A 16,547-nucleotide genomic window follows, 5' to 3' on the forward strand; every position below is an offset into this window, starting at 1 on the left:
TCCATCTGGATGCCGCCTCAAACGCAATGTCCAGGGCCTTGATGTTGCGCCCCGGGGAATGCAGTCGTCGCGGGCGGTTTCAACCATTCGTGACGAATTGGCGGGCTGCCGGCAGAGTGATAGTGAAGCGGGCTCCCTGGCCTACGTTCGGGCTTGCCCAAATGCGACCATCATGTCGCTCAATGATTGAGCGACTAACCGACAGTCCAATTCCCATTCCATGGTCCTTGGTTGTGTAGAAGGCGTTGAAGAGTCGGTCGCTCGTGTTTGGGTCCACGCCAACTCCATTATCTTCAACCGTGAGCCGAATTTCTCCAACTTCATCCAAGTCGGTTTTGATCGTGATCTGCCGCGGCCGATCGTCGATGCTGCTCAGCGCATCGCAGGCATTTAACAGCAAATTAAGGATGACCTGCTGAAGCTGCACACGATCGCCGGCGACGAAGGGCAGGCCGTCGCTCAAGTCAATCGCAAGCGCGACGCGATTTCTTTGCAGTTCGTGAGAGGAAAGTTCGACCACCGCGCGGGCCGCGGTATTGAGGTCGACATCTTCTGTAGCGGCCGGCTTTTTGCTGAAGAGCGCGCGCAGCCGCGCGATGACCTCGGACGCCCGATTGCCGTCCCGCAGAGTGCGTTTTGCCGTTTCGCGTGCGCCCTCTATGTTGGGTGGGTCAGCCGCAAGCATGCGCAGATTGGTGCTGGCGTTTGTGATGATCCCCGAGAGTGGCTGACTGATTTCGTGTGCAATGGAGGCGGTCAGCACCCCGAGACTCATCGTTCGCGCTGCATGCGCCAGCTCGTTACGCGCCGCGTCGAGAGCTTCCTGCGCTTCCTTACGCTCAGTCAAGTCCAGGACGTAGGCCACGCCTTGGTCGCTTCCTCCGAAGGTTGCCACGCCGATTAGAACTGGGACTTGCGTTCCATCCTTGTGAAAGTACTCCGACTCGAATGGCTGCAATGTGCCCTGCGCCCTCAGCTGGATAAGCAAGTGATCGTCCGTTTCATTCCATGCGCGCGGAACGAGGTTACGCCAACTCAGTCGGCCCGCAACTAGATCGTCGTGGTCGTATCCGAGCATCCGCAGGAACGCGTTGTTCGCCTCGAGAATCCTTCCGGTGAACTCCCAAATGAAAATCCCGATGATGTCGGCGTCGACCAATCGGCGGATTCGGGCCTCACGCTCCGCGAGATCGCGGTAGAGATACGAATTTTCAATTGAGATCGCTGCCTGAGACGCCAGCAGCTTGAGGACCGCGGTACGCGCGGGGGTGAACGCGCCAGGTGTTAGATTATTTTCCAGGTAAAGTGCCCCGAGCGGCTTTGCTTGACTCGACACAGGAAGACACAGGATCGATCGAGGTATCCGTTGGGCCATGTAAGGGTCTGTGCTGAACAGGTTTTGGACAGAAGCGTCGTCTAGAATGACCAATTCCTGCGTATGCTGCGAATATTGCAATACGCTTTCAGGTAAGTCGTGGCTTGTCGGGCGCTTATCGTGCAACTGGACAACGATAGTCTCCCGACCAGTCGTTGCCTCCGCTACGATCCTTGGCTCCGCGTCGCGCATAAGAATGAGCAATGCACGTTCGGCTCCAGCTTGCTCCATCGCAATTCGCATCAATGTGTTGACGAGGCTGTCAAAAACGATCTCGCTGGAGATCGCTTGCGAAACCTTCAGAACAGTTGCGAGGTCGAGCTGATCAACTGGCGACGCGACTGTCGTCGTGGAGGGGGCCTGCTCAGACGCTACCAAATTCAGGTTGGGAAACAGGCCGTCGAGCTGTCGCACCTTGCCGTCAGCGCCCCAACGCAAGTAGCATTGGCGCGCGTTCCGCAAATATGAGTGTGAAATGGTTTCCAGGCCGCATGCATCATGGAACCGGGCAGCGAGCTCACTTGCTATCGCCTCAATGTGGACGAAAGCGTTGCTCCGTGCCGACTTGATGGCCGCCTCATAAAGCCGCTGTGCTGTAAGCTGCTGGCCCTCGAGCCGCGCTATCTCCGCGCCGATGAGAGTGGCACGACAGTCGAAATTCTCCGGGCAGTGCACTGCCCATTCCACGAGCCTGGCGTGATGCTCGACAATCACCTGCAGATAACGCTCGCGCCAGTCTGGCAATGTTTGGTCACACGCGGCAGCCTGGCTAAGGGCGCCATAGAAGTGAGCTTCTGCGGTCTCGATGAACGAAGGCGACGTCCAAAGCAGTCGTTTGGCGTTGAACGATGCGTGGACAGCGGTAGCAAAGTCACCCGCAAAGTATCGGGCCTGCAGCTTCCGTATCCAGTACCAGCACGCGACCAGCGCCACCGTGCTTTCGGCCTGCACCTTCAGCTCATAACTTTCCTCATTAAACTCAGCATGATCAAGAGTGCCGAATGTTGGCGTGAGGCCGCGGAGGGTCTGGACCAACGCAAGTTGAGCTGAAGTGATGTCGACGATCATGTCGAAGCGAACTTGCCGACTGAATTCGAGTGCCCGTACAGCCTCATCCTGTATATCGGCAAGTGGGTCGCCCGCTGCCAGCAGGATTCCGAAAATATCGCTCCCGCAATAGGAGGCAGTTGTGAGATCCCCAACCGATGTGGCAGTATCGAATGCGCTATGCATCAAGTCACGGGCCGTTCTGAGGTGTTTGGTCCATGGTATGATCAGGGTCGCAAAGCTTTCTAGGATATGCGCTCTGAACTGGCCCGGCCCCATTTTTTGTAGAAGCTCGTATCCGAGTTCGCCAAACCGGAGTCCCTCACGATAGTCACCGAAGTGCGGACCTGCGATCATCCCGAGCCAAACGTATGCGTCGCATGAGAGACCGGCGTGGCCGTGCTCGAGACCTAGGTTGGTCATTTGGCACACCAAGACCGAGAGCAGATTGGCATCCGTAAAAAGAGCAGGACTCAGGCTTCGGCCCAGAACCCGCATTGTCGCTACGACCTCCGAATCCTGAGTCTGAGGCAGGGCGGCGAGGTCCTCGATTTCGCGACTACCAATCAGCGACCAGGTGCGTTGATACTCACGTTTTGCCGCATCGGCGGTTGGATGTGCCGGGATCTCTGACCCAAGCTTTCCAAGATATGCCAGGCAAACTTCAATCGCGCGATCGTTGCGGCTGAGCGCAGTATAGAGGTCGATACGCAGGCTAGCGATGCTCGCGCGGTCGGCCACATTTGACGCCAGCGTAGAGAGTGATGCCAGCCTTTCTTCTGCGGTGGCCAGGCGCCCAGTTAGAAATTCGCATTCAGCTTGAAGCGAGGCGAGCGCAAACATCAACTCTGGCCTGCGTTGCCATCCATCGTCGGATAGAAGTGCCAGTCCACGTTCCAGATAGCCCAGCGCTGACAAATATACGGTTGATGACTTGGCCCGCCTGGCCGCCATGAGGTTGAATTCCGCGAGTTGGTGTCTCTCCGTATCCGATACGATCAGGTGTCCACCTTGGTTGAACTGCGCGACAATCTCGAAGATGTTCTCGCCCAGCTGTTCCGGCGGAGTTCCCGCCGCCAGCCGGCGTCCTATTCGCAGATGCAATTCAGCACGCTCTGCCTCTGGAATAAGCGAGTACGCAGCCTCCTGAATCCTGTCGTGCACGAAACGGCAGCGGCCGTCGGAGACAAACACCAGTTCGGTGCGCAGAGCGTACTGAAGGTCTTCCTCTACGTTTTCGTTGACCATTTCCAGCTGCACCAGATCAACGTTGTTCCCGAAACAAGCCAGCTGTTGCAATACTTGCAAGGTGCGATGCGGCAAGCGACCGAGCTTGCTCGTCATAAGAGCAACAACGTTCTCGCTATACTCTTTGGTACCGATGCGGTCCGGGTACCATTGCCAGATGAGATCTGGCGAGAGCACAAGCAGCTTCTCCTCGGTCAGAGCTGAAAGGAATTGGATCACGAAAAACGGGTTACCGCCGGCCTTCTCATGCACCAGTTCGGAAAGTGAGTGGGTGTGGTCGACATCGGAGCGGAGGGCATCTGCGATGAGGCTATTGGTATGTTGGAAAGTTAACGGTGCGAGGCCGATGTCCTTTACGATGACGCCAGAGCGCATAAGCCGAGTTAGTGTAGCCATTAGCGGGTGTGAGGCGGTTACTTCGTTGTCACGGTAGGCACCAACAAACAGAATGTACTTGGTGTCTTGCTGGGTTAGCAAATCTTCCAGCAACGCAAGCGTCGCAATGTCGAGCCACTGTAGATCATCAAGAAAGAGAACGAGGGGATGTTCTTTACGAGCAAACACGGCAAGGAAACGTCGGAAAGCGAGATGGAGTTGCCGCTGTCCGTCTTGAGCCGAGAATTCAGGTGCCGTCGGCGGCTCCCCGATGACAAATTTCAACTCTGGGACTAGGTCAACAACGATCGCCCCGTTTTGTCCCAATGCAGTCCGAATTTCGGCGGACCAGATCCCGAGGTCGGAGTCACTCTTTGCAAGGAGCATCCGAACTAGGCCTTGAAACGCCTGCGCCAAGGTAGCGTACGGTACATCGCGTTTAACCTGGTCGAACTTGCCCCCGGCAAAAAGGCCATTGTTGGCAACGAGAACCGGATGCAGTTCGTTGACAACCGACGACTTGCCGATGCCCGAGTAACCTGACAGTACAACGAACTCTGGAGGGGCTCCGTCGGCGATACGTTCAAAAGCGTGGAGCAGCGCTTCGGCCTCCCGCTCGCGACCGTAGAGCTTCTCGGGAACAAGCAAGCGATCTGGGACGTCGTGCTCGCCCAACACGAATTCGTCGATCCGCCCATGCGCGCCAAGTTGATGCAGACAGCGCCGGAGATCATGCTCCAGCCCAGCCGCAGTCTGATAACGTTCTCCTGCCGTCTTCGCGAGCAGCTTCATAACAATGGCTGAAATCGGTACGGGCAGTCCGCTCACTCGATCAGCGGGAGGAACGGGTTGTCGTGCTATGTGGCAATGAACCAACTCCATGGGGTCAGCTGCAGTGAATGGCAAGGAGCCAGTGACGATTTCGTAGAGGGTAACACCCAGCGCATAGAGATCGCTCCTGGAGTCCACGGATCGGTTCATCCGCCCGGTCTGTTCAGGCGCCATGTATGCCAGGGTACCGGCGAGCGCCTCCGGCGGCTTCTGCGACTGCCGTTCGCGCGTCGTCCGGGATGCGATGCCGAAGCCGGTGAGCCAAACCTGATCGGTTGTTTCATTTACGAATATGTGTGCTGTTTTGATGTCCTTGTGGATGATGCCCGTCTGATGCATCTGTCTCACAGCGGCCGCAACGTTCGACGCGATTTTTAGGTACCGCCCCACCTCCATCGACGGAACCGGCTTGGTTGCGCCAAAGCCGGTGTCTGTTTGGAATGCCCCGAGGAGGCGCGGTAGTGGTTCGGCCAGCGGATCACCATACACCAGGCTGATCCGACCTTCGTGCTGCACAAGGTCGATGGGACAAAGGGCCCAGCTTGAGCCAAGCTCACCTCGCAGCCCAAATTCACATTCAAGCAAGCGGAGTTGGCTTGGCGAGGGCCGATCTGAAATGTGGCTTAAGACGAGTAGCGAACAATGGTCTCGCGCTTGCCCTGTAGGCCGAGCGCGGCTGATTACGAACTCGCCGTTCTGCAGCAAGGGCTCAAGTGCGTAAGACGAGAGATCAAATGGTTTGTCTCTCAGCCCTTGATCATCGATACTGTTCCCCTTGCCGATATGTCGCATCGGCCAAGAACCCTCAACTCTAAGTTAGTCGACGAGACGCTGGGACGCGCATTCGTTGGCCACGGTACACCTCCATTTCTCAGACGTCCATCAGACTTTGGTGTCGGTTTAATGGGAGCCGATGGGTTGCCAAGGCGCACGATACTCGCGTTTCTCAAGTGAGTTGGTAGTTCGCCCTACGACCAACTGTCGTCGGCGGATGCTGTTCACCCGCTTCGCCATACACCGTCCGCCGCCGCGCTTCTTCGGGCGACCGGACTCACGTCGAGCGGTTGTTACGCCCCCCTACGGTGACGGCCTTACCGTTAAGGGGGCGCGGCTGTTCTGGTTGCCAGCGTTCGTCGCTTTCTCCAGCAGGCTTATCAGAGCTTCCTTCTCAGACTTGTCGAGGCCGGTAAGGATGTCATCTTGCAAGTCGCGAACGACAGGCATGAGCTGTGCCAGGACGCGGTTTCCGTCTGCGCTTAACTTAAGAAGTCGAGACCGACGGTCCCGCGAATTCACCGTCCGCTCGATTAGACCCTTCTGTTCAAGCCTTTCGACCACGCCAGCGATCGTCACGCGATCATAGGCAATCATTCCGGCGAGCGTGGCTTGGTCAATCCCCGGGCTGGCTTCTAGTGCGGTGAGTGCAGCAAACTGGACTGAGGTGAGGTCGTAGCCTTGACTTGCCATGCGCTCCGCAAAGACCGACATCGATATCTGATTCATCCGGCGTATGAGATGCCCTGGCAGCTTGTAGATCTCGAGCACGTGCTCTCCGTCATGTGTGTTTGTTTCAAGTCAATAGAGAGAATAGGCGCTTCCAGATGCGTTGACAAGCATACGAATGGTTCGTATACTTCCTAAAATCAGCAACTACTGGCACGCGCTGAGGAGGCGCGTGCTAGTCGGGAAAACCGACAGGTGCGCAGCGGACAAAGCAGCGCAACCTTGGGCGCAGACGGTCTCAAGGAGTTCCGAATCGCCCGGCGGTCGCCGAGCTATTGGAATGGGAGGTTCCTATGATCGATGAGATTGCCCAGGATGTGTTTGCCGATCAACGCATTTCGGGTGGTGAAAGCGCTTACGTCCATCCTGCGCGCTCAACTGTACTGCTGAACTGAAGGCGATATTACCGCCAATGAGCCGGTTTCGCCCACGATGCCAGTGACGCAACTTGCCTTAGGCATGCGGAACTGAGCCGCTGATAGCTGCGCACCTTCATTCTAAATCGCTGGCGGGCCTCTCGCCAGTATACCGAGTTGCGCTCCGGAGGAGAATATGGATCGAATTCTGCTAATCGAGCAAACGCTGAACGCCCTTCAATTGGGCGTCATGCTCTTTCTGATGGCGGCCGGGCTCACGCTCGTCCTTGGTATTATGAACTTTATCAACCTGGCGCACGGTGTGTTCTACATGCTCGGTGCTTACTTCGCTGCAACGATCTACCATATGACTGGATCGTTCGTGATCGCAGCCTTAGGCGCACCTCTCGCCACGGCGTTGATCGGAGTGGCCGCCGAGTTGTTGGTACTGCGTCACGTCATCGCAAGACCCCCGCTCGACCAGGTTCTTTGTACGGTGGGATTGATCCTTTTCTTCAACAATCTCGTCCGGATAATTTGGGGGCCGCTACCGCTCTTCTTGCCCGTGCCCGACGCATTGAAAGAAGGCATCGAGCTTCTTCCTGGCTTGTCTTATCCGGCCATACGATTGGCGATTATTGTTGCGGGTCTCGCAGTGGCGGTGATGCTTTATGTCCTCATCCATAAGACCCGGACAGGTATGTTGATCCGAGCCGGGGCATCAAACCGCATGATGGTGAGCACGATGGGTGTGAACATCTCGCTGCTCTTCACCGCAGTCTTTGGATTAGGTTGCGCAATGGCCGGGTTCGCCGGAACGATGGCAGGTCCGATCATGGCCGTCCGTTCAGGGATGGGCGACGAGATTCTTATTCTTACGCTCGTGGTGATCGTCATCGGCGGCATCGGCTCGATCCGTGGCGCCTTTGTTGCGGCGCTCCTGGTTGGGGCTATCGACACGTTTGGCCGCATCACACTCCCTGCCTCCATGGGTGACATTGGCATTTATGTGCTGATGGCACTCGTTCTTTTCTGGCGCCCGAAAGGATTGTTCCCCGCTCATGGATAAGTTGCTAGTTTACCCCCTCGACCAGAATGCCACCCCCGCGTCAGGTGCACCTATGTCGCGTCAACGTCTGGCGTCCCCTTTGTGCTTGGTCATCGCAGGCTTTCTGTTGCTTGCGCTGGTACCAGCTGTCGCGAGTTACCTCGAAGAGCCGTTCTACATCCGGTTCGCGACTCGTGTGATGATAATGGCGCTTGCGGCTGTGAGCCTCGACCTGATTTTGGGCTTTGGCGGCATGGTTTGCTTCGGTCACGCCGCTTTCATGGGCGTCGGAGCCTATGCAATCGGGATCATGGCTTGGCACGTCGAAAACGGTGAGCCGATTATGAGCTGGCCATTTGTTCTGCAGCCCTTCGACCAACTTTACTTCACGTGGCCCGCTGCCGTGGCAGCGGCCGCACTGGTCGCCCTGGTGATCGGGCTGATCTCCCTCAGGACGAGCGGCTTGTACTTTATCATGATCACGTTGGCGTTCGCGCAGATGCTCTATTACTTCTTCATCTCGCTGGAGACCTATGGGGGAGAAGACGGCCTTCAATTCACGCCGCCGACAGAGCTTGGTTTCATAGATCTCGATGACCGGATCACGTTCTACTACGTAACGCTCGCTGTCCTCGCTGGCTGCTCATACCTGGTTTGGAGGATTGTGAACTCCCGGTTCGGGATGGTCATCCGAGGTGCACAGCAAAACGACCGGCGTATGCGTGCGATCGGTTTTTCAACATACCAATACAAGCTTGCATGCTTTGTAATCTCTGGCGCTATCGCGGGATTGGCGGGTGTCATGCTCGCACAAAGCCAGCAGTTCGTCAGCCCTGCCGACATGGCCTGGGTGCGCTCGAGCGAGTTGATCACGATGGTCATAGTGGGCGGTATTGGGACGGTGTTCGGTCCTATCGTCGGCGCCGCAACGTATCTGCTGCTCGAGCTTGTGATTGGAAGCTACACCACTCATTGGCAGGTCATTCTCGGGCCGATCCTAATCTTCGTAGTCCTCTTCGCAAAAGGCGGTCTAGCCAGTGCATTTGGAGCATTGGGCGGCAGAAAGGTGCGTCAATGACTGAACTTCTTCTCAAGACTGAGGGGCTGGTGAAGCGGTTCGGTGGCTTGGTGGCCACGGACAACTTGTCCCTCGAGGTCGCCGAGGGTGAACTTCACGCGATCATCGGGCCCAACGGTGCCGGCAAGACGACTCTGATTTCGCAGCTTGCGGGTGAGGTTCCGCCAACGGGAGGCCGAATCCTGTTTCAAGGTCGTGACATCACCCGCATGAGCACGCCCCAGCGCTGCCGACAGGGTTTGGTACGTTCATTTCAGATTACTTCGCTTTGCAAGGATATGACTGCATTGCAGAACGTCGCTCTAGCGGTTCAGGCGCGCCAAGGCCACAGTTTCCGACCCTGGCGGTCTGCGAGTGATGATTCCTCGCTCGTCGAACCGGCGCGCGCGCTGCTCCAGCTGGTCGGCCTGCTACGGCGAGGGGACAATTTGGCCGGTGAGCTCGCCCACGGCGAGCAGCGCCAGCTTGAACTGGCGGTTGCCCTTGCAACCGAACCGAAATTGATACTCCTCGATGAACCAATGGCAGGAATGGGTCAGGAGGAATCCGCCGCTATGGTCCAGCTTCTCTCCCGCATCAAGTCTCGGTACACGATTGTACTAATAGAGCACGACATGGAGGCGGTCTTCGCACTCGCTGACAGAATTAGCGTCCTGGTTTACGGCCGTTGTCTTGCCACCGGAACACCTGCTGAAATCCGTTCAAACCCGGACGTGCAAAAGGCATATCTCGGGGAGGAGGGCCCCCATGCTTGAAGTTGATGACATCAAGGCATTCTATGGCTCCAGCCAAGCACTTTTTGGCATGACGCTAAAAGTGGACACAGGCGAGATCGTGACCCTTCTCGGGCGAAACGGCATGGGCAAAACCACGACCGTCAAGGCTATAGTGGGGCAGGTGGGAGTAAAGGGCGGCTCTATCCGCTTCAGCGGACGAAAGATCGCCGGGCTCCCTGCGCATCGTGTGGCTCGCGTCGGGATTGGTCTAGTGCCTGAGGGGCGGCATATCTTTCCCAATCTCACTGTTCGAGAAAACTTGATTGCCACAGCACGGCCGGGCGCAGACGGCTCATCACCCTGGACATTTGCAGCCATCATGCGCCTTTTCCCCCGCCTGGGCGAAAGGCTTGAGAACATGGGGGATCAACTGTCTGGAGGGGAGCAGCAAATGCTTGCGATTGGACGTGCTCTCATGATCAACCCGCGCTTGCTTATCCTCGACGAGGCAACGGAGGGTCTCGCACCCTTAATCCGTGAAGAGATATGGAACTGCTTGAAATTGTTAAAGAGCATGGGGCAATCAATTCTTGTCATCGATAAGAACCTGAGCCACTTGTTGCCGCTTGCCGACCGCCATTACGTCGTCGACAAGGGGCAGGTCGTCTGGGAAGGCTCCTCAGAGCAACTCAAGTGCGATGAATCCGTGCGCAATCAGTACTTGGGCGTCTGACGCACTGTTGACTTGCCGACGTTGGAAGGCCTCGCCGCAGTCGTAGCCCGCCCCTGCGGGCATCGCTCCAAACCATTCATGGAGAAGCACGTACTCGTCTTGGGAGATGAAGCACGTTGCTTGGATTTCTGAGCGAACGTCCCTGCAAATTCGCCCGCTCAGAAGCGGAGAGGCGATGAGCGATCATCGCCTCTCTTGTTTTCAAACGCAGGTAGATACTGGGGTAACGCCTGGTGTCCAGTGCCGTTTCTTCACGCTATCGAATCCTCTTGCGGCGAACGGTATGCTCTACCACTGACGTTGCTGAGCGCATAATTGAAGGTCTATTCGGATTTTGGTGTAGTTCGCGAACCCTCTGGCCGCTACGGGCCAGTCGTCACGAACGGTTGAAACCGCCCGCCCCGACGGCATCTCGCAATGCGTTCGCTTCCGGCGCAACGTCAACCGCTGGACGCTGCAACCGAGGCGCCCTCGTATGGAGCGTCCACCGTCTGCCGATGTGCGATGACCTGGTGCTTCACCGCCCTCCCAATCCTCGTTGAGGAAACGATCGGGGCGCTTCGCCTGACAGCACAGCTCTACAAGCGCCCTCTGCGATCAAGCCTGGCTGGGTGCCCGATGACTTCCTTGCAGGTATTGAAGGGGCGACATCTACGAAAGGGCAGGGCGAGTTTCGATGCTCCCTCTCACTGGATCGACGGGCCGAAATCCCGCCGGCCACAAGTGACTTTCAACGGTTTGTGACGAAAAGCCGTGGTTCCCACCCGTCTGTTCAGACAAGGCTCGTTCGTTCGTCGACGTCTGCTGCCTTTGCAGTCGGCAGTCATCGGGACACCGAATGCAAAGGCAGTTCACGCCGACGGTTCAGGGCCTGCTCGACAGCTCGGCGATGGAATGCGCAACGAAGGTCGGCATCTTGAAGTTGGCTCCCTATGGCATGGCGATCTTCGGCAGGCGGGCAATTCGAGCCAGGTGCCTGATCTCAGGGGGAGGGTGGATCGCGAGAGTCTCCAAAGGCTTCGGCGAGCTTGGGCGCGAGTCCTCGGCGACAGGCTGCGACCGAGCCATCTCGATGGGCGCAAGCGTCGCCGCGGCGTCGCGCCCGTCTTGCCGGGGGCGAACTGCTTGAGGTCCCGGCGGGGCATTCCTCGACCGTCGCCAACCTTTAACGCCCTTTGCGCATCGGCGGCAGAGATCGCCAGGCGCGGCATCGCCCGCTCGGCTGGTGAAAGACGTCTGCCACTCTCGAGGAGGGGTGCGTTTCCTGTCCGCGCCGTTTGGCGCTCGGGTTGCGAGGTCCACGGCACAGATATGTTCTGTGAACATGCTGCCGCCCGTCTTGGCGGAATTCTCGTCTCCTGTTCCAGCTCGCACCTTCCAGGTTGGACGCAGCAGCTCGGACTTTTGATCAACGTGAACATGGCACCTCGAACACGCATTCCCACACGATAATCCAGTAGCCGATCGTGTCTCGATGGTATTTGCGCCCGGACTCGTGCCGGGCGCCCATGAGGAGCGTGCAGGAGCGAGTGCAGCCCACCCGGCGAAGATTAGCCTTCGGCGAGATACATCAAAGCCTGCTGCGAAGTGGCGGCCACTGGCGGAGTGTCTGGAGCTTCCAGATCTTCGGCCATGCCAACACCCGCCACCGTGCGACGGCAGACATATTCTTTCCAGCGGGCAGCTCTCTCGCCCGTCCAAATCTCCTTCATCGGGCGGTCGGTCAAGTCGACAAACTGGATCAATCCGTCCTTGCGACCGAGACTTACGCAACGAAAAACGTACCCGAATTTGAATGCTGCGGGGGCCTCATTTCGAAGCACGTTGATGACGCTCGCCGCTGCTGCCTCACCCATGGGACGGCCCGCCGCGCAGCTCATTCGGCACAACCCGCCCGGTTCGGCATGCACTTCGGCGATGTCGCCAGCCGCGAAGATGTTCCGATGCGAAACGGATTGAAGGGTCGGGTTGCAGACGATCCGGCCCGACGCAGTCGTCGCTATACCAGATCGCTGCGCCAGGTCTGGTACTACGAAGCCCGCGGCCCAGATGCAGCGGTCGAATGTTATGGTTTCTCTGTCTTGCAGTTTCACTTGCTGCGGATGGATCGCTGATACGAGCGCTTTCTCGACGAACCGGACGCCCAGTCGGTCAAAAGTACCTCTGAGATGTCTCACCGCTGCCGGGTCATATCCGCCGGGCAGGCTCGAGGGGCGAAGTTCGTCTGCTCCGATCATGACGACCTCGATCTCGGGATATTGTTCGGCGAACTCGCAAGCCACCTCGATGGCAGTTAAGCCACCCCCGACAATGACGAGCCGACCTCGCGACGTGCTGGCCCATTCGGACAGTCCGCGTACCTCGGCTACACTGTCGAGGCAAATGGCGTTTTGCTTGATCCCGGGTACCATGTGGCGATTGCTACGACTTCCGATAGCGACGATGAGGGAGCCATAGGTAATTTCAGCTTGCTGGCCATCCCAAGCCGCAACCAGCAGCGTCGATCGATCGGGATCGATAGCCGCCACCTCGCCCTGAAGAAACGAGCCACCAAGCATTTCCATTCGGCTGGCGTAGGGGTAGTGCCCCTCGGACGCGCCCGCGGCGATTTCGTGAAGCCTGATACGCTCAACAAATTCAGCCTTTGCATCCACGAGCAGCACACTTGCGCCTGTCTCGGCCTTAAGGATGCGATCCGCCGCCGTCATTCCGGCGTATCCACCTCCCAGCACAACAACATCAAAATGGTTCATTTCCCACCTCTACCTTGAAAACGATTGACCACCTTCGAGTGGTTCTTAATTCAGGTCGTACATACGAAAAACGCGGCCGTTGATTTTAAGAGCTTGGAACGGCCGCTCTCAGCGAGCTTCCGCTTTCGCCGTTCGTTCATGAATGCGACGTATACTAATAATTCGCATACGTATCGTGATTGCGCAAGTGCAAAATGGGGCTGGGGCATGGGGTCCAATAACAACAGCTTCGCCGTCTCAGGGCCAGCGAAGACAATTGACAAGCATACGAACCATTCGTATACTGCCTAAAATCAGGCGATGGCATATTGGTCTTTTTCGGCCTGCGTTGGTCGGCGTTTCGTGCCGCAACGGCTGTAACTCTAGTGGAATGCGTAGTCATCAACGGCCGATCAAGGCCAAATGGGAGGAAACCATGATCCGCGAAGCATTACTTGCAACAACCTTCGTTGCTGGCATTACTCCGGTGCACGCAGCTGAAGAGGTCCGGATCGGCTTCGTTGCTACGTTCACCGGAGCAAACGCGATGCTGGGGTCGGAATTGCTCGACGGCTTCAAGCTGGGGCTTCAAAAGTCCGGCGGCAAACTCGGCGGCCTCCCCGTCAACCTGATCATAGGCGACGACCAGGCCAAGCCGGACGTGGGGCGACAGCTGGCCGACAAGATTGTGGAGCAGGACAAGGTCGATATCGTTGTCGGAATGAACTTCTCGAATGTTCTCCTCGCGGCGGCTAAGCCGATATTGAAGTCTGAGACGTTCCTGTTCAGCGTGGGCACAGGCCCCTCACAGTTGGCGGGCAAGCAATGTGATCCCTATTTTTTCGTGCCGTCCTATCAGAACGACGGGCCCGCTGAGGCCATGGGCGCGTATATGACGCGGCAAAACATTTCCGGCGTCTACCTGATGGCTCCGAATTATCCTGCGGGGAAGGATCTCATCGCGGGCTTCAAGCGGTTCTATAAAGGAGAGATCGTCAAAGAGGTCTATACAAAGCTTGATCAGCTTGACTTCGCTGCCGAGCTTGCAGCGTTGCGGAGCGCAAAGCCGAAGGCCGTGTTCTTCTTCTATCCGGGAAGCCTGGGAATTAGCTTCATAAAGCAATACGACGATGCTGGCCTCAAGAAGTCTATCCCGCTCTACGGTCCATCCTTTTCCTTCGATCAGACAATCTTTCCTGCCGTGGGCGACGCGCCAATCGGCGCAACGGCGGCAGCGGCTTGGACCGAGAAGATCGATAATCCGGAGAACAAGGAATTCGTAGCAAGCTTCGAAAAGGCATACGGACGCCTACCTTCCGGATACGCCGCACAGGCATACGACACGGCAAGACTGTTTGATGCTGCGATTGGGCAGGTTGGAGGCAAGATCGAGGACAAGGCTGCGCTGCGTGAAGCGTTCCGGAAGGCCGATTTCAAATCAATCCGAGGCCCATTCAAGTTCAACAACAACCAGTATCCGATCGAGAACTACTACATTGCAAACGTTGAGAAAGACGAGCAAGGCCGAACGATCATGAAGCCTTTTGAGACCGCACTTGTTGGTCATACCGATTCCTATGCATCGGAATGCACGATGGATTAGCGAAACCTGGTGGACTTCGCTCAACCGCTCCAGGCGGTAGCGAAGATCAGCCGATCGCTCTGCGCCGGCAATTACCCGTCGGCACTATGAGCGGGAATACCGGAAGACGGAGCGTGTGGTGCGCTCTGTTGTCCTGGCAATTGGGCAGGGTACCCAAATTCTCGTTTGCTAATGTGGGCAAACGATCTTGTGCTTTTGGCTTCTTCAGGTTGCGACCCCGCTGGTTGCGAGGTTGCGCGCGCATGCGATTTTAAGCCGAAGAGGAAAGCGTTCGCAACAGCCGCCGCAAGTGGGAAGGAGGTGATAGTGCCAAATGAGACGTATACTGATCGATAAGGCGTGAAAAAGACGCTGAACGAGTCCCTGGCACAGCACCAGCAGGCTGCGTCGCGGTGTGTAACTCACCGTATGCAAAGCCGTGCGGACCTGCGTTAGACGCCGCACATGGCACCGCCTACTGGGTGCCTGTCTCCTTCCAAAATAGCCCGGAAAGCTCTTGGGCCCTCGCGCGGTAGCGAAAGCCACACCCGATCGAACCCATCGATCGGAACGGGAAAGCATGAGCCGCGGTCAACCGCAGTACCTCGAACCCGTAAAGGAGGAAATGATGCAAAAAGCTAAATCAATTATCATCGCAGGTGGTGGGATCGGCGGCCTATCTGCGGCCGTCGGCCTTTCGAAGCACGGCTTCAAAGTTACGGTCCTTGAGCGAGCTCCGGTCCTTGGCGAGATCGGCGCTGGCTTGCAGCTCGGACCGAACGCATTTCATGCGTTCGATTACTTGGGCATTGGAGACGACGCCCGGAGAATGGCGGTCTATGTTGACAAACTCCGGCTAATCGATGCGACGACCGCCGAGGATGTTGCTGAGATAGATCTTGGCGAGGCGTTCAGAAAACGGTTTCGTAATCCCTACGCTGTGGCTCACCGTGGCGACCTCCACGGTGTCTACGTCCGCGCATGCAGGTCGAACCCGTCGATCGATCTCCGAACCGGCTGCAATGTGATTGGCTACGAGCAGGACGGATCAAGTGTCCGAGCGATCTTGGAGACGGGCGAGTCCGTTGAGGGGGCGATCCTGATCGGCGCGGACGGTCTCTGGTCGAACATCCGAAACAAAGTGGTGGGCGACGGCGCGCCGCGAGTCACGGGACATACCACCTACCGTAGCGTTATTCCCACAGACCAAATGCCAGAGGACCTGCGTTGGAATGCAGCTACTCTATGGGCAGGCCCTAAATGCCACATCGTCCACTACCCGCTGTCGGGCTGGAAGACCTTCAATCTCGTGGTGACCTGCCACAACGACGCATCGGCGCCTGTTTCGGGACTTCCCGTCGCCGATAGAGAAGTGCTTGAGGCTTTCAGTCACGTCCATCCTCGTGCTCAAAGCATTATTCGCCACGGGCAGAATTGGAAGCTTTGGGTTCTTTGCGATCGCGATCCAGTGGACACCTGGATTGATGGTCGTGTGGCATTGCTCGGTGACGCTGCACACCCCACGCTGCAATACCTCGCCCAGGGAGCATGCATGGCGATGGAGGATGGCGTAGCACTTTCTCTCGAGGTGGCGGCACGGCCAGAGGATCCGGAGTCAGCTCTGTTGGCGTACCAGAACCGGCGCCGGGTTCGAACTGCGCGTATCCAATTAACGTCCAGGGCGATTGGCGACCATATTTATCACCCGGCCGGCGTCCATGCGGCCCTGCGAAATTCGATCATGTCAGCGAAGTCGCAAGAGGAATGGTATGACGCGCTCGACTGGCTGTACGGTGCACAGCACAGCGATGCCGCAGCTGCAGCTAGTTTTCTTGAGCCCGTCTAGTCAGGATTCTCAGGTGTCCAGATGCGACAGTAAGACATGTTGCCGCTTGATCGAGCTCGCCCGCCTAAACCCATCAC

The 16,547-nt window shown here is 57.4% G+C and carries 9 protein-coding genes; 6 read left to right on the forward strand and 3 right to left on the reverse strand.

Translation table 11 applies throughout. The annotated features are described in order from the left end of the window. Window positions 1-79: 79 nt before the first annotated feature. Window positions 80-5,365, reverse strand: coding sequence for a trifunctional serine/threonine-protein kinase/ATP-binding protein/sensor histidine kinase (locus tag AC3WVQ_RS22880; RefSeq protein WP_492382996.1), 5,286 nt, complete (start codon window positions 5,363-5,365; stop codon window positions 80-82). A 588-nt stretch (window positions 5,366-5,953) separates the two neighbouring features. After that, window positions 5,954-6,421: a MarR family winged helix-turn-helix transcriptional regulator gene (locus AC3WVQ_RS22885; RefSeq protein WP_348646795.1), complete on the reverse strand. Its 468-nt coding sequence runs from the start codon at window positions 6,419-6,421 to the stop codon at window positions 5,954-5,956. 510 nt (window positions 6,422-6,931) lie between these two features. Between AC3WVQ_RS22885 and AC3WVQ_RS22890 the strand changes: the two genes are divergently transcribed. The 4 genes from AC3WVQ_RS22890 to AC3WVQ_RS22905 are packed head-to-tail and all read left to right on the forward strand — an operon-like array spanning window position 6,932 to window position 10,310. After that, on the forward strand, window positions 6,932-7,804 hold the full coding sequence (locus tag AC3WVQ_RS22890; protein ID WP_192444718.1) for a branched-chain amino acid ABC transporter permease: 873 nt from the start codon (window positions 6,932-6,934) through the stop codon (window positions 7,802-7,804). Continuing rightward, entirely contained in the window at window positions 7,797-8,861 is a 1,065-nt protein-coding gene (locus AC3WVQ_RS22895; protein WP_246810385.1) for a branched-chain amino acid ABC transporter permease, read from the forward strand. Before AC3WVQ_RS22890 ends, AC3WVQ_RS22895 begins: the two co-directional genes overlap by 8 nt. After that, the gene (locus tag AC3WVQ_RS22900) at window positions 8,858-9,616 is read left to right on the forward strand and encodes an ABC transporter ATP-binding protein (RefSeq protein ID WP_192444720.1); all 759 of its coding nucleotides are present in this window, start codon (window positions 8,858-8,860) and stop codon (window positions 9,614-9,616) included. The genes AC3WVQ_RS22895 and AC3WVQ_RS22900 overlap by 4 nt, the downstream gene beginning before the upstream one ends. Then, entirely contained in the window at window positions 9,609-10,310 is a 702-nt protein-coding gene (locus AC3WVQ_RS22905) for an ABC transporter ATP-binding protein (RefSeq protein WP_492382997.1), read from the forward strand. Before AC3WVQ_RS22900 ends, AC3WVQ_RS22905 begins: the two co-directional genes overlap by 8 nt. Before the next feature lie 1,550 nt (window positions 10,311-11,860). Here AC3WVQ_RS22905 and AC3WVQ_RS22910 read toward each other — a convergent pair. Then, entirely contained in the window at window positions 11,861-13,063 is a 1,203-nt protein-coding gene (locus AC3WVQ_RS22910; RefSeq protein ID WP_404526735.1) for an NAD(P)/FAD-dependent oxidoreductase, read from the reverse strand. A 415-nt stretch (window positions 13,064-13,478) separates the two neighbouring features. Between AC3WVQ_RS22910 and AC3WVQ_RS22915 the strand changes: the two genes are divergently transcribed. After that, the gene (locus AC3WVQ_RS22915) at window positions 13,479-14,645 is read left to right on the forward strand and encodes an ABC transporter substrate-binding protein (protein ID WP_192444726.1); all 1,167 of its coding nucleotides are present in this window, start codon (window positions 13,479-13,481) and stop codon (window positions 14,643-14,645) included. 559 nt (window positions 14,646-15,204) lie between these two features. Next, window positions 15,205-16,470: a 3-hydroxybenzoate 6-monooxygenase gene (locus AC3WVQ_RS22920; protein WP_404526737.1), complete on the forward strand. Its 1,266-nt coding sequence runs from the start codon at window positions 15,205-15,207 to the stop codon at window positions 16,468-16,470. Window positions 16,471-16,547: the final 77 nt, after the last annotated feature.

The organism is Ensifer sp. EB106-05-01-XG146 (assembly GCF_058791875.1).